Origin of the sequence: Microbacterium dauci, assembly GCF_030065535.1 — a bacterium.
Taxonomy (GTDB): Bacteria; Actinomycetota; Actinomycetes; order Actinomycetales; family Microbacteriaceae; genus Microbacterium; species Microbacterium dauci.
The window spans coordinates 161,304-177,862 of record NZ_JASJND010000004.1 but is presented as its reverse complement, the minus strand read 5'-3'; the positions used below and the strand labels follow the sequence as shown (position 1 = coordinate 177,862).

The 16,559-nt window shown below is 70.0% G+C and carries 15 protein-coding genes; 8 read left to right on the top strand and 7 right to left on the bottom strand.

Translation table 11 applies throughout. The features are described 5' to 3' along the window. Window positions 1-4: 4 nt before the first annotated feature. The 3 genes from QNI14_RS05810 to QNI14_RS05800 all read right to left on the bottom strand — a co-directional run bounded on the left by QNI14_RS05810 (window position 5) and on the right by QNI14_RS05800 (window position 4,720). The gene (locus tag QNI14_RS05810; protein ID WP_283715486.1) at window positions 5-1,105 is read right to left on the bottom strand and encodes an ABC transporter substrate-binding protein; all 1,101 of its coding nucleotides are present in this window, start codon (window positions 1,103-1,105) and stop codon (window positions 5-7) included. Window positions 1,106-1,172: 67 nt separating this feature from the next. Continuing rightward, window positions 1,173-3,896, bottom strand: a complete 2,724-nt coding sequence (locus QNI14_RS05805; RefSeq protein ID WP_283715485.1) for a molybdopterin-dependent oxidoreductase — start codon at window positions 3,894-3,896, stop codon at window positions 1,173-1,175. Further along, a complete protein-coding gene (locus QNI14_RS05800) occupies window positions 3,893-4,720 on the bottom strand; it encodes an FAD binding domain-containing protein (RefSeq protein ID WP_283715483.1) in 828 nt (275 codons plus the stop codon). Before QNI14_RS05800 ends, QNI14_RS05805 begins: the two co-directional genes overlap by 4 nt. 108 nt (window positions 4,721-4,828) lie before the next feature. Between QNI14_RS05800 and QNI14_RS05795 the strand changes: the two genes are divergently transcribed. Further along, window positions 4,829-5,818, top strand: a complete 990-nt coding sequence (locus QNI14_RS05795; RefSeq protein ID WP_283715481.1) for an XdhC family protein — start codon at window positions 4,829-4,831, stop codon at window positions 5,816-5,818. Continuing rightward, window positions 5,788-6,378, top strand: coding sequence for a nucleotidyltransferase family protein (locus QNI14_RS05790; protein WP_283715479.1), 591 nt, complete (start codon window positions 5,788-5,790; stop codon window positions 6,376-6,378). Before QNI14_RS05795 ends, QNI14_RS05790 begins: the two co-directional genes overlap by 31 nt. A gap of 131 nt (window positions 6,379-6,509) precedes the next feature. Here QNI14_RS05790 and QNI14_RS05785 read toward each other — a convergent pair whose 3' ends face one another. Continuing rightward, window positions 6,510-7,424, bottom strand: a complete 915-nt coding sequence (locus QNI14_RS05785) for a 2-hydroxyacid dehydrogenase (protein WP_283715477.1) — start codon at window positions 7,422-7,424, stop codon at window positions 6,510-6,512. A 114-nt stretch (window positions 7,425-7,538) separates the two neighbouring features. Here QNI14_RS05785 and QNI14_RS05780 point away from each other — a divergent pair, with 114 nt between their 5' ends. Continuing rightward, a complete protein-coding gene (locus tag QNI14_RS05780; protein WP_283715476.1) occupies window positions 7,539-7,970 on the top strand; it encodes a DUF1761 domain-containing protein in 432 nt (143 codons plus the stop codon). Between the two features lie 99 nt (window positions 7,971-8,069). Here QNI14_RS05780 and purQ read toward each other — a convergent pair whose 3' ends face one another. Continuing rightward, a complete protein-coding gene (gene purQ / locus QNI14_RS05775) occupies window positions 8,070-8,777 on the bottom strand; it encodes a phosphoribosylformylglycinamidine synthase subunit PurQ (protein WP_283715475.1) in 708 nt (235 codons plus the stop codon). Beyond that, window positions 8,774-9,019: a phosphoribosylformylglycinamidine synthase subunit PurS gene (purS, locus tag QNI14_RS05770; RefSeq protein ID WP_283715473.1), complete on the bottom strand. Its 246-nt coding sequence runs from the start codon at window positions 9,017-9,019 to the stop codon at window positions 8,774-8,776. Before purS ends, purQ begins: the two co-directional genes overlap by 4 nt. Window positions 9,020-9,278: 259 nt before the next feature. On the opposite strand from purS, the gene QNI14_RS05765 reads away from it, so the two are divergent. The 5 genes from QNI14_RS05765 (at window position 9,279) to QNI14_RS05745 (ending at window position 15,158) form a co-directional block, all read left to right on the top strand. After that, window positions 9,279-10,601 (top strand): ABC transporter substrate-binding protein, encoded by a 1,323-nt coding sequence (locus QNI14_RS05765; RefSeq protein WP_283715472.1) that lies wholly within the window; start codon window positions 9,279-9,281, stop codon window positions 10,599-10,601. Window positions 10,602-10,670: 69 nt separating this feature from the next. Then, window positions 10,671-11,717 carry a carbohydrate ABC transporter permease gene (locus QNI14_RS05760; protein ID WP_283715470.1) on the top strand — a complete coding sequence of 349 codons (1,047 nt, stop codon included), beginning with the start codon at window positions 10,671-10,673 and terminating at the stop codon, window positions 11,715-11,717. Beyond that, window positions 11,714-12,640 (top strand): carbohydrate ABC transporter permease, encoded by a 927-nt coding sequence (locus QNI14_RS05755; RefSeq protein ID WP_283715468.1) that lies wholly within the window; start codon window positions 11,714-11,716, stop codon window positions 12,638-12,640. The genes QNI14_RS05760 and QNI14_RS05755 overlap by 4 nt, the downstream gene beginning before the upstream one ends. 12 nt (window positions 12,641-12,652) lie before the next feature. Beyond that, window positions 12,653-14,140: a GH1 family beta-glucosidase gene (locus tag QNI14_RS05750; protein WP_283715466.1), complete on the top strand. Its 1,488-nt coding sequence runs from the start codon at window positions 12,653-12,655 to the stop codon at window positions 14,138-14,140. Between the two features lie 7 nt (window positions 14,141-14,147). Further along, window positions 14,148-15,158 (top strand): LacI family DNA-binding transcriptional regulator, encoded by a 1,011-nt coding sequence (locus QNI14_RS05745; protein ID WP_283715465.1) that lies wholly within the window; start codon window positions 14,148-14,150, stop codon window positions 15,156-15,158. A 34-nt stretch (window positions 15,159-15,192) separates the two neighbouring features. Here QNI14_RS05745 and QNI14_RS05740 read toward each other — a convergent pair whose 3' ends face one another. Continuing rightward, window positions 15,193-16,551, bottom strand: a complete 1,359-nt coding sequence (locus QNI14_RS05740; protein ID WP_283715464.1) for a uracil-xanthine permease family protein — start codon at window positions 16,549-16,551, stop codon at window positions 15,193-15,195. Window positions 16,552-16,559: the final 8 nt, after the last annotated feature.

The window sequence follows — 16,559 nt, the reverse complement described above, 5'->3', positions numbered from 1 at the left end:
TCGCTCAGGGGAGGTAGTCCAGCAGATCGGGGTTCTCTGCGTAGATCTCGTCGATGATCGTCGTGTCGAAGAGCTGGTCGGCCTCGAGTTCCCATCCCGAGGTCGCGAGGGACGCGAGCGTCTGCTTCTTGAGCTCGTCCGAGATGGTGAAGAGGCCGTTGGCCTCGGTCTCCTCGGTCGAGATCAGCAGTGCCTGTGCCTCGATGCCGGCCTGCACCTTTGCCGGGTCGAGCTCGCCGAAGGTGAGGTCGCCGGCGGCGGCCGACTCGTTGTAGTGCTCGATGACCATCGCGACGGTGTCGTCGATCGGCTCGGTGAACGTGTCGGCCCAGCCCTTGATCTCGGCCGTCAGGAACGCCTTGATGAGGTCCGGGTTCTCGGCGAGGTACTGGTCGGTGACGGTGAACGTCTCGGCCACGTACGGCAGTCCGTTCTCGGCGTAGGCCAGGTTGGTGACGTCGAAGCCGGCCATCTCGACCGTGATGGCCTCGTTGGTCAGGTAGGCCATAAAACCGTCGACTTCACCGTTCATGAGGGGGGTCGGGTCGAAGTCGACGGGCACGATCTCGAGCTCGCTCTCGTCGATGCCGTTCGCGGCGAGGAGGGCCGCGAACACCGAGGCGTTCGAGTCCTGCACACCGATGCGCTTGCCCTTGAGGTCCTCGGGGGTCGCGATGTTGCCGCCGTCGGCGAGCGAGAGAATCGTGAAGGGGTTCTTCTGGAACGTCGCTCCGATGATCTTCAGCGGTGCGTCCTCTTCGGCGACGGCTGCGCCGACGGATGCCGCGTCGCTGAGCGCGAACTGCACCGTGCCGGAGAGGAGCTTGGCGACACCGGTGTCGGGGCCGGCGATGCCGGTGACCTCCGAGAAGCCGGCGTCCTCGTAATAGCCCTTGTCGTATGCGTAGAACTCGCCGGCGAACTCTTCGTTCTTGATCCACGAGTACTGGATGCTCACCGAACCGTGATCGACGGCTTCACCGGGCTCGGCGGAGCCGGCCGGCTCGGGCGTCGACGACGCGCAGGCGGAGAGGGCGATCGCGGCGGTGGCCGTGAGTGCGAGGGCGATACCGCCGCGGCGGCGCGAGGTGAGCTGTGTGTGCATCGGGATTCCTTCTGTTGAGAGGTGCTGTCGTGACGCTAGACCGGTCACATTTCCGGGGCGTGATCGGTCATGTTTCCGACGTGTGACGGCCAAGGGCCCACACGCGATCGCGCGAGAACGGCTGGGCGTAGGGTCGGGAGCCGAGGGCCCGTGCGATCGCGTTCCCGATGGCGGGGGCGACCGGGTTGTACGGCGACTCGCTCATCGACTTCGCGCCGAACGGGCCGAGGTCATCGCTCGTGTCGGCGAAGAGCACTTCGGTCTCGGGGATGTCGGCGAACTGCGGCATCCGATACAGCCGGAACACCGGGGACGTGACGACGCCGTCATCGACCATGACTTCTTCGTACAGCGCGCTGCCGATTCCCTGTGCGACGCCGCCTTCGATCTGCCCGCGGCACTGCGCGGGATTCATGACGAAGCCCGCGTCGGCGCTCTGCACCGACTGCAAGATCCGCACCTCGCCGGTGGCGGGGTCGACGGCGACCCGCACGGCGTGGACGTTGAAGGCGAGCGAGCGCTGGTCGCCGAGCTCGCTGCCGTCCGCAGTGAGTTCGCCTGCCGCGGTGAGCTCGGCGAAACCGATGAACCGCCCGGCCGTTTCGACACCGCTCGCCGTGACGACCGCGGCATCCGGTTCGGTCCGGGTCAGTGCCGCGGCTCGCTCACGCATGCGGCGGGCGAGGGCGAGGCAGGCGGCATGCAGCGCCTTGCCGGCGACCGTGATGCCCGCCGATGCGAAGGCGCCGGTGTCGTGCGCGACGGCGTCGGTGTCGGCGTGCCACAGTTCGATCCGGTCGAAGGATGCCGCGAGGTCGGTCGCGGCGATCTGGCGCAGTACGGTCGTCGTGCCGTTGCCGAACTCGGTCGTGCCGACACGCAGCAGGTAGGTGCCGTCGGAGCGCAGCGTCGCAGAGGTGTGCGCGACGTGGCCGAACGGCGCCATCGTGGCGATCATCGCCGCGGCGACGCCTTCGCCGACCCGCCAGCCCTCGGGCGCATCGACACCGTTGCCGCGCCGCAGCGCTGCCTGCGCGAGATCGAGGCACTGGTCGAAACCGTAGCTGCCCCAGACGAGGTCGTCGTGGCCGGGGTCGTCGCCGGGGCGGATCGCGTTGCGCCGCCGCAGGTCGAACGGGTCGATGCCGAGGCGCTCGGCGAGCATGTCCATCGCCGACTCGACGCCGAGGATCACCTGGCCGAGTCCGTAGCCGCGGAACGCGCCAGAGGGCACGTTGTTCGTGTAGACGACCTCGGCGTCGATCCGCTTACGCGGGATCCGGTAGATCGTCGTCGACTCGGCGAGCGAGTGGAACAGCACGCCACGCGAGTGGTTGCCGTACGCGCCGGTGTCGCTCAACACGTCGAGGCGCATCGCCGTGAGGGTGCCGTCAGCGGTCGCCCCGAGCTCGACCTGCACGCGCATCGGATGCCGCACCGAGGTGCGCTGGAACTCGTCGGCGCGCGACAGTTCGTACGCGACCGGCCGTCCGGTGCGCAGGACGGCGAGGGCGACGAGGTCTTCGGCGAAGATCTCCTGCTTGCCGCCGAAGCCGCCCCCCACGCGTGCGGTGTGCACGCGTACGCGATCGCGGTCGAGGTCGAAGATGCGCGCGATCTCGTCGCGGGTGAGGAACGGCACCTGGGTGGAGGCACGGAGGACCAGCCGGCCGTCGTCGTCGAGCCACCCGAGTGCACCGTGCGTCTCGAGCTGGCCGTGGCTGACGCGCGAGGTCTGCCACGTGCCGCTGACCGTGACTGCGCTGCCGGCCAGCGCCTCGTCGACGCCGTCGTCAGCTGTGGCGATGGACAGGACCACGTTGCGGTCGGCGTGGTCGACGCGGTCGTCGGAGGTGAGGGAGGGATGCAGCAGCGGGGCGCCCGGTTGTCGGGCAGCCTCGGCGTCGAACACGGCGGGAAGCACCTCGTAGTCGACCCGCACGAGGGCGCGGGCGGCGTCCGCCGCCTCGGCGGTCTCGGCGACGACGGCCGCGATGCGCTGCCCGACGTGCCGAACGACGTCGTCGAGCATGCGGGTGTCGTCGGGGTCGTCGCCCCGGTGCTCGTGTCGTCCCGTGGAATACCGCCCGCCCGGGACGTCGGCGTGCGTGAACACCGCGACGACGCCGGGCACCGCCAGCGCGGCATCCGTCTGGATCGACCGGATGCGCGCGTGCGCGTGCGGGCTCGTCACGACCCGCAGGACGAGCGCGTCGGACGCCGGGTGGTCGGGCGGAAGGTCGAAGGTGAACGCCTCGCCGCCCTGCACGATGCGTCGCGCGGCGTCGGGTCGCACCGAGCGCCCGACCCGCTGATCGGCGGCTGCCGGCGCGTGCGCCGGTCCGGTCTCGCGGACCGGGCCGAGGACCGCTTCGGTGATGGCCTGCCGGATCGGCCGGTACCCCGTGCACCGGCAGAGGTTGCCCTTCATGCGCCGGTCGAGGTCGTCGATGTCGTGCGCGCACAGCGTTGACGCGGTGACGCTCATGCCGGGGGTGCAGAACCCGCACTGGAAGCCGAAGCCGTCCGCGATCGCCTGCTGCACGGGATGCAGCTCATCGCCCGGGGCGAGTCCGGCCGCCGTCGTGACCGCGCGACCCTCGACCCGCACGGCGGGCACGATGCACGAGTGCACCGGCTCGCCGTCGAGCAGCACGCTGCACGCGCCGCAGTCGCCGGCGTCGCAGCCCTTCTTGACGGTGGTGTGCCCTGTCTCGCGCAACAGCGTGCGCAGGCACTGCCCGGGTCGAGGTTCCGCGAAGACCGACGCACCGTCGACATCGAACTTCATTCAGCGACCTCCTCGGCAAACTCCGCGCGGATGCGCTCGGCGAGCACGCCGCTCACCGCACGACGCCACTCCGCTTCGCCGAGCGGGTCGGTGTAGTACCCCGGCGCGGCTGCGACCGCGGACCCGAGCGCCGCGGCTGTCGGCAGCGCCTCGAACCGCAGCACCACCGGTGCCCACGTCGACGCCGTCAGGCTGAACACTGTGGCGCCGTCGCCGTCGACCCGTCCGGTGACGACCGCGCCCGAGCGGCCGTGCTCGGCGAGGGCGATCTTGCGGAGGCGCGCGCGGGCGCGCAGTGCGTGCGCGGGCAGATCGACGGCGCGGAGCACCTCGCCCGGGCTCAGCGCGTTGGTGCCGTTGCCGGTGACGAGGTCGGCGACGGCGAGGCGGCGCTCGCCGCCGTCGGGCGTCCATACGATCGCCGTGGCGTCGAGCGCGGCGCTGAGCGAGACCATCGCGCCGGCGGCGAACGAGCGGCACACGTTGCCGCCGACGGTCGCGGTGTTCCAGACCTTGAACGATGCGAGCAGGGCGTTCGCGGCATCCGGAATCAGGGATGCCGCGTGCCAGTCATCCGGCACGTCGGCGCTGCGAGCCCACGCCACCAGCCGGGCGATCGTGCAGGTCGCCGAGATGCGCAAGCCGGTCTCGGTGGGTTCGAGGTCTGGCCATCCCAAGGTCGTCAGGTCGACGAACCCGGTCGTACCGGGCTGCGGCTCGCTCATGAGCCACGTCCCGCCGGCGATGAAGACCTCACCGTCGACGAGTGCGAGGTCTGCTCGGGTCCGGGCGCGGCGGTACGACGTGACCGAGGTGATGTCCATACGCCTCCCGTCGTGCATCGGATCGGTCGATCGAACCACTCGGGCGTTTCAGCGGTGTTTCCCGCGGTCGAAACCCCAGCGCAACATGTGCGCTTTAGCATGCCGCCCATGCAGGAGATCCTCGCGAAGGCCGCGGACTGGGTGCGGGACGGGCGGTCGTTCGCGATGGCGACCGTTGTCGCGACGTCGGGCAGCGCGCCCCGCGATGTGGGGGCGAGCATGATCGTCTCGGCCGACGGCGAGGCGTTCGGGAACGTCTCGGGCGGCTGCGTCGAAGGCGCCGTGTACGGCACCGCGCTCGAGGTCATCGCAGACGGCGCGGCGCGGATCGAGCGATTCGGGTACAGCGACGCCGATGCGTTCGCGATCGGTCTGACGTGCGGCGGCGAAGTCGAGGTGCTCGTGCGCCCGGTCCCGGCGGGATCGGATGCCGCGAGGGACGTCGCGCTGCTCGCCGAACGGGCGAGCGCCGGCATGCCGACGCGGCTCGTGTTCACGGCCGCGGGGCGGATGTTCGTCGGCGACGCAGACGAGGTCGGCGTGGTCGTCGATGTCGTCGCTCCGCCGCGCCTCGTCATCGTCGGCGCCGTCGAGTTCGCCGTCGCGCTCAGCGCGCTCGCGCAGGCGGCGGGCATGCGCGTGACGGTCGTCGACGCGCGCAGCGTCTTCGCGACGGCGGATCGGTTCCCCGGTGCCGAGGTCATCGTCGACCGACCCGGCAGGTACCTCGAGGCGCAGCGGTTGGGCGCGCACGACGCAGTCTGCGTCCTGACTCACGACGCGAAGTTCGATGTCCCAGCGCTGAGCGCGGCGCTCGCCGCGCCGGTCGGTTACGTCGGTGCGATGGGGAGCCGGCGCACCCATGACGATCGGCTGGGTCGCCTCCGTGAGGCCGGGGTGACGGATGCCGCGCTGTCGCGGCTCCGCTCACCCATCGGGCTCGACCTCGGCGGCCGCACGCCCGCCGAGACGGCGGTGTCGATCCTGGCCGAGATCGTCGCCGACCGGCACGGGGGCTCGGGTACACGGCTGTCGACGCAGACCGGTCCGATCCACGCCGCCGCCGCGTGCGCGATGCCCGCGGCATCCGTGCGGTGAACGTCCTCGGCGTGGTGCTCGCCGCCGGTGCGGGCACCCGGTTCGGTGGTCCCAAAGCGCTCGCACGAGGGGACGACGGCACGCCATGGCTGCACCGGGTCGTCGCGGCGCTCTTCGACGCCGGCTGCGACCGCGTCCTCGTCGCGCTCGGTGCCGAATCGGATGCCGCGCGGATGCTCGTCCCTGCCGGCGCCGAGTCGCTCGTGGTCGACCGCTGGAGTGTCGGGCTCGCTGCCACCATGCGCGCCGTGCTCGCGCACGCGGTCGCCACCGATGCCGATGCTGTGCTCATCGCCCCTGTGGACGTGCCCGACCTGCCCGCTGCGGTGTGCCGCCGTGTCGTCGCGGCCGGCTCGCAGGATCCCCCTGCGGCGCTTGCCCGCGCGGTCTTCGGCGGCGAGACCGGTCACCCCGCGATCGTCGGTCGGCTGCACTGGTCGGCGGTGACGGCGCAGCTGTCGGGCGATCGGGGAGCCGGGGGCTACCTGACGGCGCACGGGGCGCTCGCCGTCGAGTGCGCCGACCTGTGGGATGGTCGCGACATCGACGCACCCGTCTGACGCCGCGGCATCCGGTTGGGTCGTTCTCGGCTGCGCGGCACACGAATCCGTCGCGAATGATCGGTTCGGCATGCGGCATCCGACCATCCGCGACGGAATCTCAGATCGGGTGAAGGGATGCCGCTGCCCCGTCAGGTGCGCAGGACGATGTTCTCGGGGGTCTCCCCGCGCTGCAGGTGCGCGATCTGACGGCGGATCAGCGCCTCCGCGCGCGGCGCCATCGCGCTGGTCGCGCCACCCACGTGCGGTGCGATGAGCACGCCTTCGAGTGTCCACAGCGGGTGGTCGGCGGGTAGGGGCTCGGGTTCGGTGACGTCGAGCGCCGCGCGGATGCGGCCGCGCGAGACGTGGTCGACGAGTGCGTCGGTGTCGACGAGCGAGCCGCGGCCGACGTTCACGACGAGGGCACCGTCGGGCAGTGCCGCGAGGAATGTGTCGTCGATGATGTGTCGGGTCGCGTCGCCGCCGGGCAGGGTCGCGATGACGATCTCGGCCGTCGGGAGCAGGTCCGCCAGCTCGTCCACACCGTGGACATGGATGCCGTCCTCGTCGCGTGCGCGCGTGGCGACCGGGACCACCACGACCTCGAACGGCGCGAGGCGTGCGGCGACCGCCTTGCCGACCCCGCCGTAGCCGAGCACGAGCACCCGACGATCGGCCAGGCTCTGCGCCATCACCGGTGACCACGTGCCGGTCGCCTGTGCCTGCACGAACCGCACGAACTCGCGCTGCGCGGCGAGCACGAGCGCCAGAGCCAGCTCTGCGGTGGACGTCTCGTGCACGGTTGCCGCGTTCGCGAACACGACACCCGCGGGCAGCTTCTGCTCGACGCCGTCGTAGCCGATCGATTGTCCCTGCACGAGCTGCGTTCGCACGTCTGCCAGCAGTGGCAACCCCTCGCCGCCGGCCATGCACGGCGGCACCACGAGGTCGATCACCTCACGCGGCGGCGGCCCGTCCCTCTTCCACACCAGCACCTCGGCGCCGGTGTCGGACAGTTTCGCGGCGAGGCTCTCGGACGGGACGCTGACGGTGAGGGTGGCCATGCACCGAGGCTATCGGCGCTCGCCGGAGGTCCGGACGGCAGTCGCGACCGCGGCGTTCCGGGTCGACGCGCCCCGTGCGCGGTACTGTCCCGGTATCGGCTGGAGGAGGCCCTGATGATTCCCGAGATCAATTCCTGGACCGTGCTGCTCGCGACGCTGTCGAGCATGATCGTCGGCTCGGTCTGGTACGCGCCGAAGGTGTTCGGGACGCGCTGGGCGCAGCTCGCGAAGGTCGACATGGACCGCCCCGCGGCATCCGCTGCGATGCCCATCATCGTGACGGTTCTCGTCAGCTTCGCGACCGCCTGGGTGCTCGCCGGCGCGACGACGATCGCGTGGCATTTCTACGAAGGCTCGTACCTGTGGGCCGCGATCGTGACCGGCGTGCTGCTGTGGGCGGGGTTCACCGCGGCGCGGTTCATCACTCACGATGCGTTCGAGGGTCGCCCGACGTCGCTGACCGTGATGAACATCGCGCACGAGCTCGTGACGATCGTCGTGATGGCCGTCATCATCGGCGTCTGGCCGCCGGCCGGGACGGTCTGAGCTCGCACCGAGAAACCACTCCGGCGCGAGAAACCACCCCTGCGGTGATGTCTCGCGCCGAATGTGGTTTCTCGCGACCGAGGATGCCGCGGGGCTGGCTCAGGCGGCGGATGCCACCACGGCGCTGACCGCGGCGGTGAAGAACTTCAGCCCGTCGACGCCGGAGCGCATCGCCGCGGCGGTGTCGGGCCCGAAGCCGGGCTCGATCGCGTGCTCGGGGTGCGGCATGAGGCCGACGACGTTGCCGCGCTCGTTGGTGAGGCCGGCGATGTCGTCGATCGAGCCGTTCGGGTTCACCCCCGCGTAGCGGAACGCGACGAGGCCCTCGCCGTTGATGCGCGCGAGGGTGTCCGCTGAGGCGATGTAGCCGCCGTCCGCGTTCTTCAGCGGGATGACGATCTCCTGGCCGACCTCGAACTCGCTCGTCCACGCCGTGTCGGCGTTCTCGACGACGAGACGCTGGTCGCGGCGGATGAACTGCTGGTGCGCGTTGCGGATGAGGCCGCCGGGCAGCAGGTGCGCCTCGACGAGCATCTGGAACCCGTTGCAGATGCCGAGGATCGGCATGCCCTTGGCTGCGGCGTCCTTCACCTCGGACATGATCGGCGCGAGCGCTGCGATCGCGCCGGCGCGCAGGTAGTCGCCGTAGCTGAAGCCGCCCGGCAGGACGAGCGCGTCGACACCGTCGAGGTCGTGCGAACCGTGCCAGAGCGCGACCGGCTCGGCTCCCGCCAGGCGGACGGCGCGCTGCGCGTCGCCGTCGTCGAGCGATCCCGGGAAGGTGATGACGCCGACGCGGACCGTCATTCGACGACCTCGATGCCCACGACGTCCTCGATGACCGCGTTCGAGAGGATCTCTTCGGCGATGGTCTTGACCGTCGCGAGCGTCTGCTCGTCGGCGGTGTCGACAGTCAGCTCGAAGCGCTTGCCGATCCGGACGCCGGAGAATTCTTCGTGGCCGAGGCGGGAGAGTGCGCCGGCGACGGCCTTCCCCTGCGGGTCCAGCAGCTCGGCCTTGGGCATGACGTCGACGACGATGGTGGGCATTCGAAAGCTCCGGGATGTCGCGGGCAGGGGTGGGACCAGTCTACGGCCAGGCGGCCCCGCGCCCAGGACAGGGCTGCAGCGTCGGAACGCGGGGGAGGGCACGCGCTTCGAACGGCCGTGACCGAACCGTGACCGATCGTATGGGAGCGCTCCCTTGACAGCCATGGGAGCGCTCCCGTACCGTCTAATTTCAGTTGAGAGCGCTCCCATGGGAGGGAGCACCGCACCCGTCTCTCTCCACACCACAAAGGAGTGTCCTGTGAACTCACGCGCCCTGCGCCGCGTCGGCGTCCTCGCCGCCGTCGCCTCGACGTCCGCTCTCGTCCTCGCCGGCTGCGCCGGCGGCGGCGATACGAATGGTGAGGAGGGTTCGGGCGACGAGCCCGTCACCCTCACCATCACCACATTCGGCACCTTCGGCTACGAGGAGCTGTACGAGGAGTACGAGAGCCTCCACGACAACGTCACCATCGAGGCCACGAACATCGACACCGGCGGCAACGCCCGCACCGACCTGTTCACCAAGATCGGCGCCGGAGGACTCTCCGACATCGTCGCAATCGAAGAGGGCTGGCTCGGCGCGATCATGGAGGAGGGCGTCGTCGAGAACTTCGCCGACCTGCGCGATTACGGCATCGAGGACCGCAAGGCCGACTGGGTCGATTGGAAGTACGAGACCGCCACCGCACCCGACGGCCGTGTCATCGGCTACGGCACCGACATCGGCCCGAGCGGCATCTGCTACAACGCCCCGGCGTTCGAGGCGGCCGGCCTCCCGACCGACCGCGAGAGCGTCGCCGAGCTGCTTGACGGTGACTGGGAGAACTACTTCGAGATCGGCCAGAAGTACACCGACGACACCGGCAAGGGGTGGTATGACCACTCCGGCTTCGTGTGGAACGCCATGGTGAATCAGCTCGACGAGGGCTACTACACCTCCGACGGGACGCTGAACGTCGACGGCAACGCCGAGCTGAAGGAGCGCTTCGAGCTCCTCGGCGCCGCCACGGAGGGCGGCCAGTCCGCCGCGCAGGCGGCGTGGGACTGGAACGGCAACAAGTCGTTCGTCGACGGCACGTTCGCGACCTTCGTCTGCCCGGGATGGATGCTGGGCATTGTCAAGGAGCGCGTCGAGAGCGCGGGCGGGGACGCCTCCACCGGGTGGGACTTCGCGGATGTCTTCCCCGGCGGCGCAGCCAACTGGGGCGGCGCGTGGCTGTCGGTCTCCGAGACCTCGGAGCACAAGGAAGCCGCGGCGAAGCTCGCCGACTGGCTGACGCAGCCCGAGCAGCAGGTCAAGCAGTCGGCGGCTGCGGGCAACTTCCCGTCGACCATCGAGGCGCAGGAGAGCCTCGCGAGCGACGCGACGCCCAACGAGTTCTTCAACGACGCCCCGACCGGCGCGATCCTCGCCGAGCGCGCGAAGGGTGTCGTCGCCCAGTACAAGGGACCGGACGACTCGGTGATCCAGGAGAACGTCTTCGGGCCCGCGCTGAGTGCGCTGGACCGGGGCGAGGTCGACACCGCCGGCGCGTGGGACAAGGCCCTCGCGGAGCTGGCCAAGCAGGTCGAGTCCGACTAGGACCTTCCGCACGGGTCACCGGCATCGCCGGTGACCCGTGCACCATCCCGGCGCACACGAGAGGACACCATGACCACCACCGCTTCGCCGCCACCTCGCGTGCGCCCGGAGGCGCATGCTGATGTCGCGGCTCGACCGCCGCGCCTCACCGCACGCCAGCGCCTGTCGCGATTCGCGTACCGCGGTTCGCCCTACGCCTACATCGCCCCGTTCTTCCTGCTCTTCGGACTCGTCGGTCTTTTCCCACTGCTGTACACGGTCAACGTCTCGTTGTTCGACTGGGATCTGCTGAGTGGTCAGGACGAGTTCGTCGGTGCGGGCAACTTCGTCAGCGTCCTCCAGGACGACTCGTTCTGGAAGTCCATCGGCAACACCCTGAGCATCTTCCTGCTCTCGGCCATCCCGCAGCTCTCCGTCGCGCTCCTGGTGGCCTACCTCCTCGATCGCGGCCTGCGTGCACCGACCTTCTGGCGCATGAGCGTCCTCATCCCCTTCGTGGTCACCCCTGTCGCCACCGCGCTGATCTTCTCCAGTGCTTTCAACGAGGCGGACGGCCTCGTCAACAACGTGCTGAACCTCGTCGGCATCCCCGACCAGGAGTGGAAACACGACACGTTCCTCAGCCACATCGCGATCGCGACGATGGTGAACTTCCGGTGGACGGGATACAACGCGCTCATCCTCCTCGCGGCCATGCAGGCCGTGCCGCGCGACCTGTACGAGTCCGCCGCCATCGACGGTGCCGGGCCCGCGCGCCGGTTCTTCTCGATCACGATCCCCTCGATCCGGCCGACGCTCATCTTCGTCGTCATCACCGCGACGATCGGCGGTCTGCAGATCTTCGCGGAGCCCCGGCTGTTCGACGTGTCGACCGCCGGCGGCACCGGTGGCAGCGACCGGCAGTTTCAGACGACCGTCCTCTACCTCTGGGAGCTGGCGTTCTTCCGCCGCGACCTCGGCGAAGGCTCGGCTGTCGCCATCCTCCTGTTCGTCCTCATCGTCGGGATCGGCCTCATCAACTTCCTCGTCTCGCGCGGCATCGCCGGCGGCGCGGAGCGTGCCGACCGCAAGGCGCGCCGCGCGCTTCGTTCCGACTCCACGAAAGGCACCCGATGACCACCGCGATCCCGGCACCGCTGCCCGTCCAGCAGGTCGACGTCGTCGAGCCCGAGCGTCCGCGCCGCGGCGGCCGCCGCCGTCCTCGCCAGAGCGGGCCGGCCGGCATCGGCAGCCGCCCCGGCTTCCTGACCTACGGCCTTCTGACCGCGTTCGTCATCGGCAGCGTGTACCCGATGTGGTGGTCGTTCGTCGTGGGCAGCGGCACAAACGCCACGCGGGCCGAGACTCTTCCGCTCATCCCGGGCGGCAACTTCCTGGCGAACGCCATGAAGGTCCTCGACGCCATCCCGTTCTGGGTCGCCCTGGGCAATTCGGTCCTCATCTCGTCGATCATCACGGTCTCGGTTGTGTCGTTCTCCACACTCGCGGGCTATGCGTTCGCGAAGCTGCGGTTCAAGGGCCGCGACGGCCTCATGGTCTTCGTCGTCGCGACGATGGCGATCCCCACCCAGCTCGGCATCATCCCGCTGTTCATGCTGATGCGCGAGCTGGGCTGGACCGGCAGCATCGGGGCCGTCATCATCCCGACCCTTGTCACCGCGTTCGGTGTCTTCTTCATGCGGCAATACCTCGTGGACGTGATCCCCGACGAACTCATCGAGGCCGCCCGCGTCGACGGCGCGGGCCAGTTCCGCACCTTCCTGACGGTGGGTGTGCCGGCGGCGCGCCCGGCCATGGCGATCCTCGGTCTGTTCACATTCATGACGGCGTGGACCGACTTCCTGTGGCCGCTGCTGGTACTCAAGCCGCAGAGTCCGACGCTCCAGACGGCGCTCAGCCAGCTGCAGTCGGGTTACTACGTCGACTACTCGATCGTCCTCACGGGCGCGATCCTGGCAACGTTGCCGCTTCTGGTGCTCTTCGTCGTGGCGGGTAAGCAGCTCATCAGCGGCATCATGGCCGGCGCGGTCAAGGGCTGACAGGATCACGACATGACGATCGTCGCCCGGGAGGGCTCTGCCCTGACCGCCTCCCGTCCCTTCCCGACCGGCTTCCTGTTCGGCGCGGCCACGGCGGCCTACCAGATCGAGGGGGCCGCGTTCGAGGACGGCCGCACCGCCTCGATCTGGGACACCTTCAGCCGGGTGCCCGGCGCCGTCATCCGCGGCGACAACGGCGACGTCGCGTGCGACCACTACCACCGGTATCGGGACGACGTCGCGCTGATGCGGGAGCTGGGGCTCGACACCTACCGGTTCTCGACGTCCTGGTCGCGGGTGCGTCCCGACGGCGGGCCCGTCAACCAGCGCGGGATCGACTTCTACAAGCGGCTCGTCGATGAGCTCCGCGACGCCGACATCATTCCCTGGCTCACGCTGTACCACTGGGACCTGCCGCAGGCGCTCGAGGAGCGCGGCGGCTGGACGGCCCGCGAGACGAGCGACCGGTTCGTGGACTACGCGCTGTCCGTGCACGATGCGCTCGGCGACCGTGTGGGCATCTGGACGACGCTGAACGAGCCGTGGTGCTCCTCGTTCCTCAGCTACACCGGCGGCATCCATGCCCCGGGACGGACCAGCATCGCCGACGGGCTGACGGCGTCGCACCACCTGCTCCTCGGCCACGGCCGCGTCGTGTCGGCCCTGCGCGAGCGCGACGCGACGCTGAATCTCGGCCTCACGCTCAACCTCACGGTCGCCGAGCCCGCCGACCCGACCCGACCCGAAGACGTCGACGCTGCACGCCGCATCGACGGTCAGTTCAACCGCTGGTTCCTCGACCCGGTGTTCGGCCGGGGATATCCGCAGGACATCGTGGCCGACGTGCGCGTGGTGGATGCCGCGGCGGTCGCCGCCTTCGAGGAGGCGGTCAGGCCCGGCGATCTCGAGGCGATCGCGCAGCCGCTCGACGCCCTCGGAGTGAACTACTACCACGGCGAGTTCGTCGGTGGCACGGCTCCTGCGCAGCCGCCGCTGCCGGGAGACGCGCCCACCGATCGCCCGGTCGGCTCGCCCTGGCCCGCGGGCCACGACATCCACTGGTACGAGCGCGGCCTGCCGCGCACGTCCATGCACTGGGAAGTGCAGCCGGAGGCGCTCACGACACTGCTCGAGCGGGTGTGGCGGGAGTATGCGGAGGCGGCGAGCACGCCGCTGTACGTGACCGAGAACGGCGCCGCGTACGACGACCGACCCGTCTTCGAGGACGGCGTCACCCGGGTCCACGATGACGAGCGGGTCGCGTTCCTGCGCGGTCACCTCGGCGCGATCGTGGATGCCGCTGACGCGGGCGTCGACGTGCGCGGCTACTTCTACTGGTCACTGCTCGACAACTTCGAATGGGCGTGGGGCTACGACAAGCGTTTCGGCATCGTGCGGGTGGACTACGACACCCAGGAGCGGGCATTGAAGGACAGCGCACTGGAGTATCGTCGGGTCATCGCCGCCCGTGCGATCGACGTCGCACCCTTCCCGAGGTAGCCCAGCCGTGACCGACACCATCCGCACCCCGGTGACCATCGAAGAGGTCGCGGCGGTGGCCGGGGTCTCGCGCTCCACGGTGTCGCGGGTCGTGAACGGCTCCACGGCCGTGAGTCCCGCCGCGCTCGAGTCGGTGCGACGTGCCATCGACGAGCTGAACTATGTCCCGAACCGCGCGGCGCGTTCGCTCGCCAGCCGGGCCACGATGGCGATCGCCCTCGTGGTGCCCGAGGACACCACCCGGTTCTTCGGCGACCCCTTCTTCGCGGCGATCGTCAGCGGCATCCATGCACGAGTCAGCAGGTCGGATTACGTGCTCAACCTGATCATCGCGAGCGACGACCCGCACGACAAAGCCACCGCCTACCTGCGCAGCGGCGCCGTCGACGGTGCGATCATCGTGTCGCACCACACCAGCGACTCCTTCATCGACCGCATCGCGGCGGCCATGCCCGTCGTCTACGGCGGGCGCCCGGTCCGCGAGCGCGAGCGCGACTACTACGTGGACGTCGACAACCGTGCCGGGTCGCGCCTGGCGACCGAGCACCTGCTGGCGCGGGGCCGTCGGAAGATCGCCACGATCGCCGGCCCTCTGACCATGCCCGGCGGCATCGACCGCCTCGAGGGCTTCCGGGCGGCGCTGGATGCCGCGGGCCTGGAACCGGCCGGCGTGGAGGACGGCGACTTCACCTCCGACGGTGCGGTCGCCGCCACGATGCGGCTGATCGAGTCGGGCACGCCGTTCGACGGACTCTTCATCGCGAGCGACCTGATGGCGCGGGGTGCACTCGTGGCGCTCGCGCGCGCCGGCATCCGTGTTCCCGAGGATGTCTCCATCGTCGGATACGACGACTCTCCGGTGGCGACCTCGGTCGTGCCGGCGCTCACGACGGTGCGTCAGCCGTCGCTGCAGCAGGGCGAGCAGATGGCCGACATCCTGCTGCAGCTGCTCGCCGGCGGCACCCCGCCGCGGGTGACGCTGCTCGAGACCACGCTCGTCGAGCGCGAGTCGGTCTGACGTCGAGACCGACCCGCGCTCACGCGCGAGGGTCTCAGCGGGGGTCGCCGCCGAGCTGACCGATCGGGACGATGGGTCCGCCGTCGTCCGCGCCGGTCTTGCGGGCTCGGGCGATCGCGTTTCCGCCGTGGTAGATCGCGAGCGCCGCGACCGTGCCGAGGACGATGCCGCCGAACTGCAGCTGGCCGAGGTCCATCGTGAAGTTCGCGATGGCGACGACGAACGCGACCGCGACCGTGTACTGATTCACCGGGCGCGAGAAGTCGACCTGGTTGTCGACCCAGATCTTGATGCCGATCACGCCGATGAGGCCGTACAGCACCGTCGTCACGCCGCCGATGACGCCGTTCGGGATCGTGAAGAGGATCGCGCCGACGATAGGCGAGAACGAGAGCAGTACGGCGATGATGCCGGCGACCCAGTAGGCGGCGGTCGAGTAGATGCGGGTGGCCGCCATGACGCCGATGTTCTCGCCGTAGGTGGTGGTGCCCGAGCCACCGAACGCGCCGGCGAGGGTCGTCGCGACACCGTCGGCGACGAGGGCGCGACCGGTGCGCGTGTTGATCGTCGGGTCGCCCGTCATCGTCGCGACACCGCGCACGTGGCCGACGTTCTCGGCGATGAGCACGAGCACGACCGGCAGGAACATCGGCACGAGGGCCCACGCCACCGGGTCGCCGAACGACGGCAGGTGGAAGGTCGGCAGCCCGATCCAGGCCTGCTGGTCGATCAGCGTCGCGACGCCGCTGAAGTCGACGCGACCCATCGCGACGGCGGCGAGGTAGCCGACGACGACGCCGAGGAAGATCGAGATCCGGCCCAGGAACCCGCGGAAGAGCACCGCGAAGAGGATGCAGGCGACGAGGGTGATCGTGCCGAGCAGGGCGTCCTGGGTGAAGTTCCTCCACGCGGCGGGCGCGAGGTTCAGGCCGATGAGCGCGACGATCGCACCCGAGACGACCGGCGGCATGAGCTTCTCGAGCCACCGGGTGCCGGTCGCCTGCACGAGGAAGCCGACACCGGCGAGGAGGACACCCGCCACGAAGACGCCGACGAGCGCCTGCCCGATCTGCTCGGGGGTCTCGAGCGGCTTTCCGCCACCCGGCCCGTACGCGAGGATCGGCGCGAGGAACGCGAACGACGAGCCCAGATAGCTGGGAAGGCGGTTGCGCGTCAGCAACAGGAAGAGCAGCGTGCCGACGCCCGAGAAGAAGAGGGTCGTCGTCACCGGGAAGCCGGTGATGATCGGTACGAGGAAGGTCGCGCCGAACATGGCGACGACGTGCTGACCGCCGATGGCGATCGTGCTGCCCCAGCCGAGGCGTTCTTCGGGCTTCACGACGGCGCCGGGTGCGATGCGACGTCCGTCGCCGTGCAAGGTCCAGATACCCATGGTGCTCC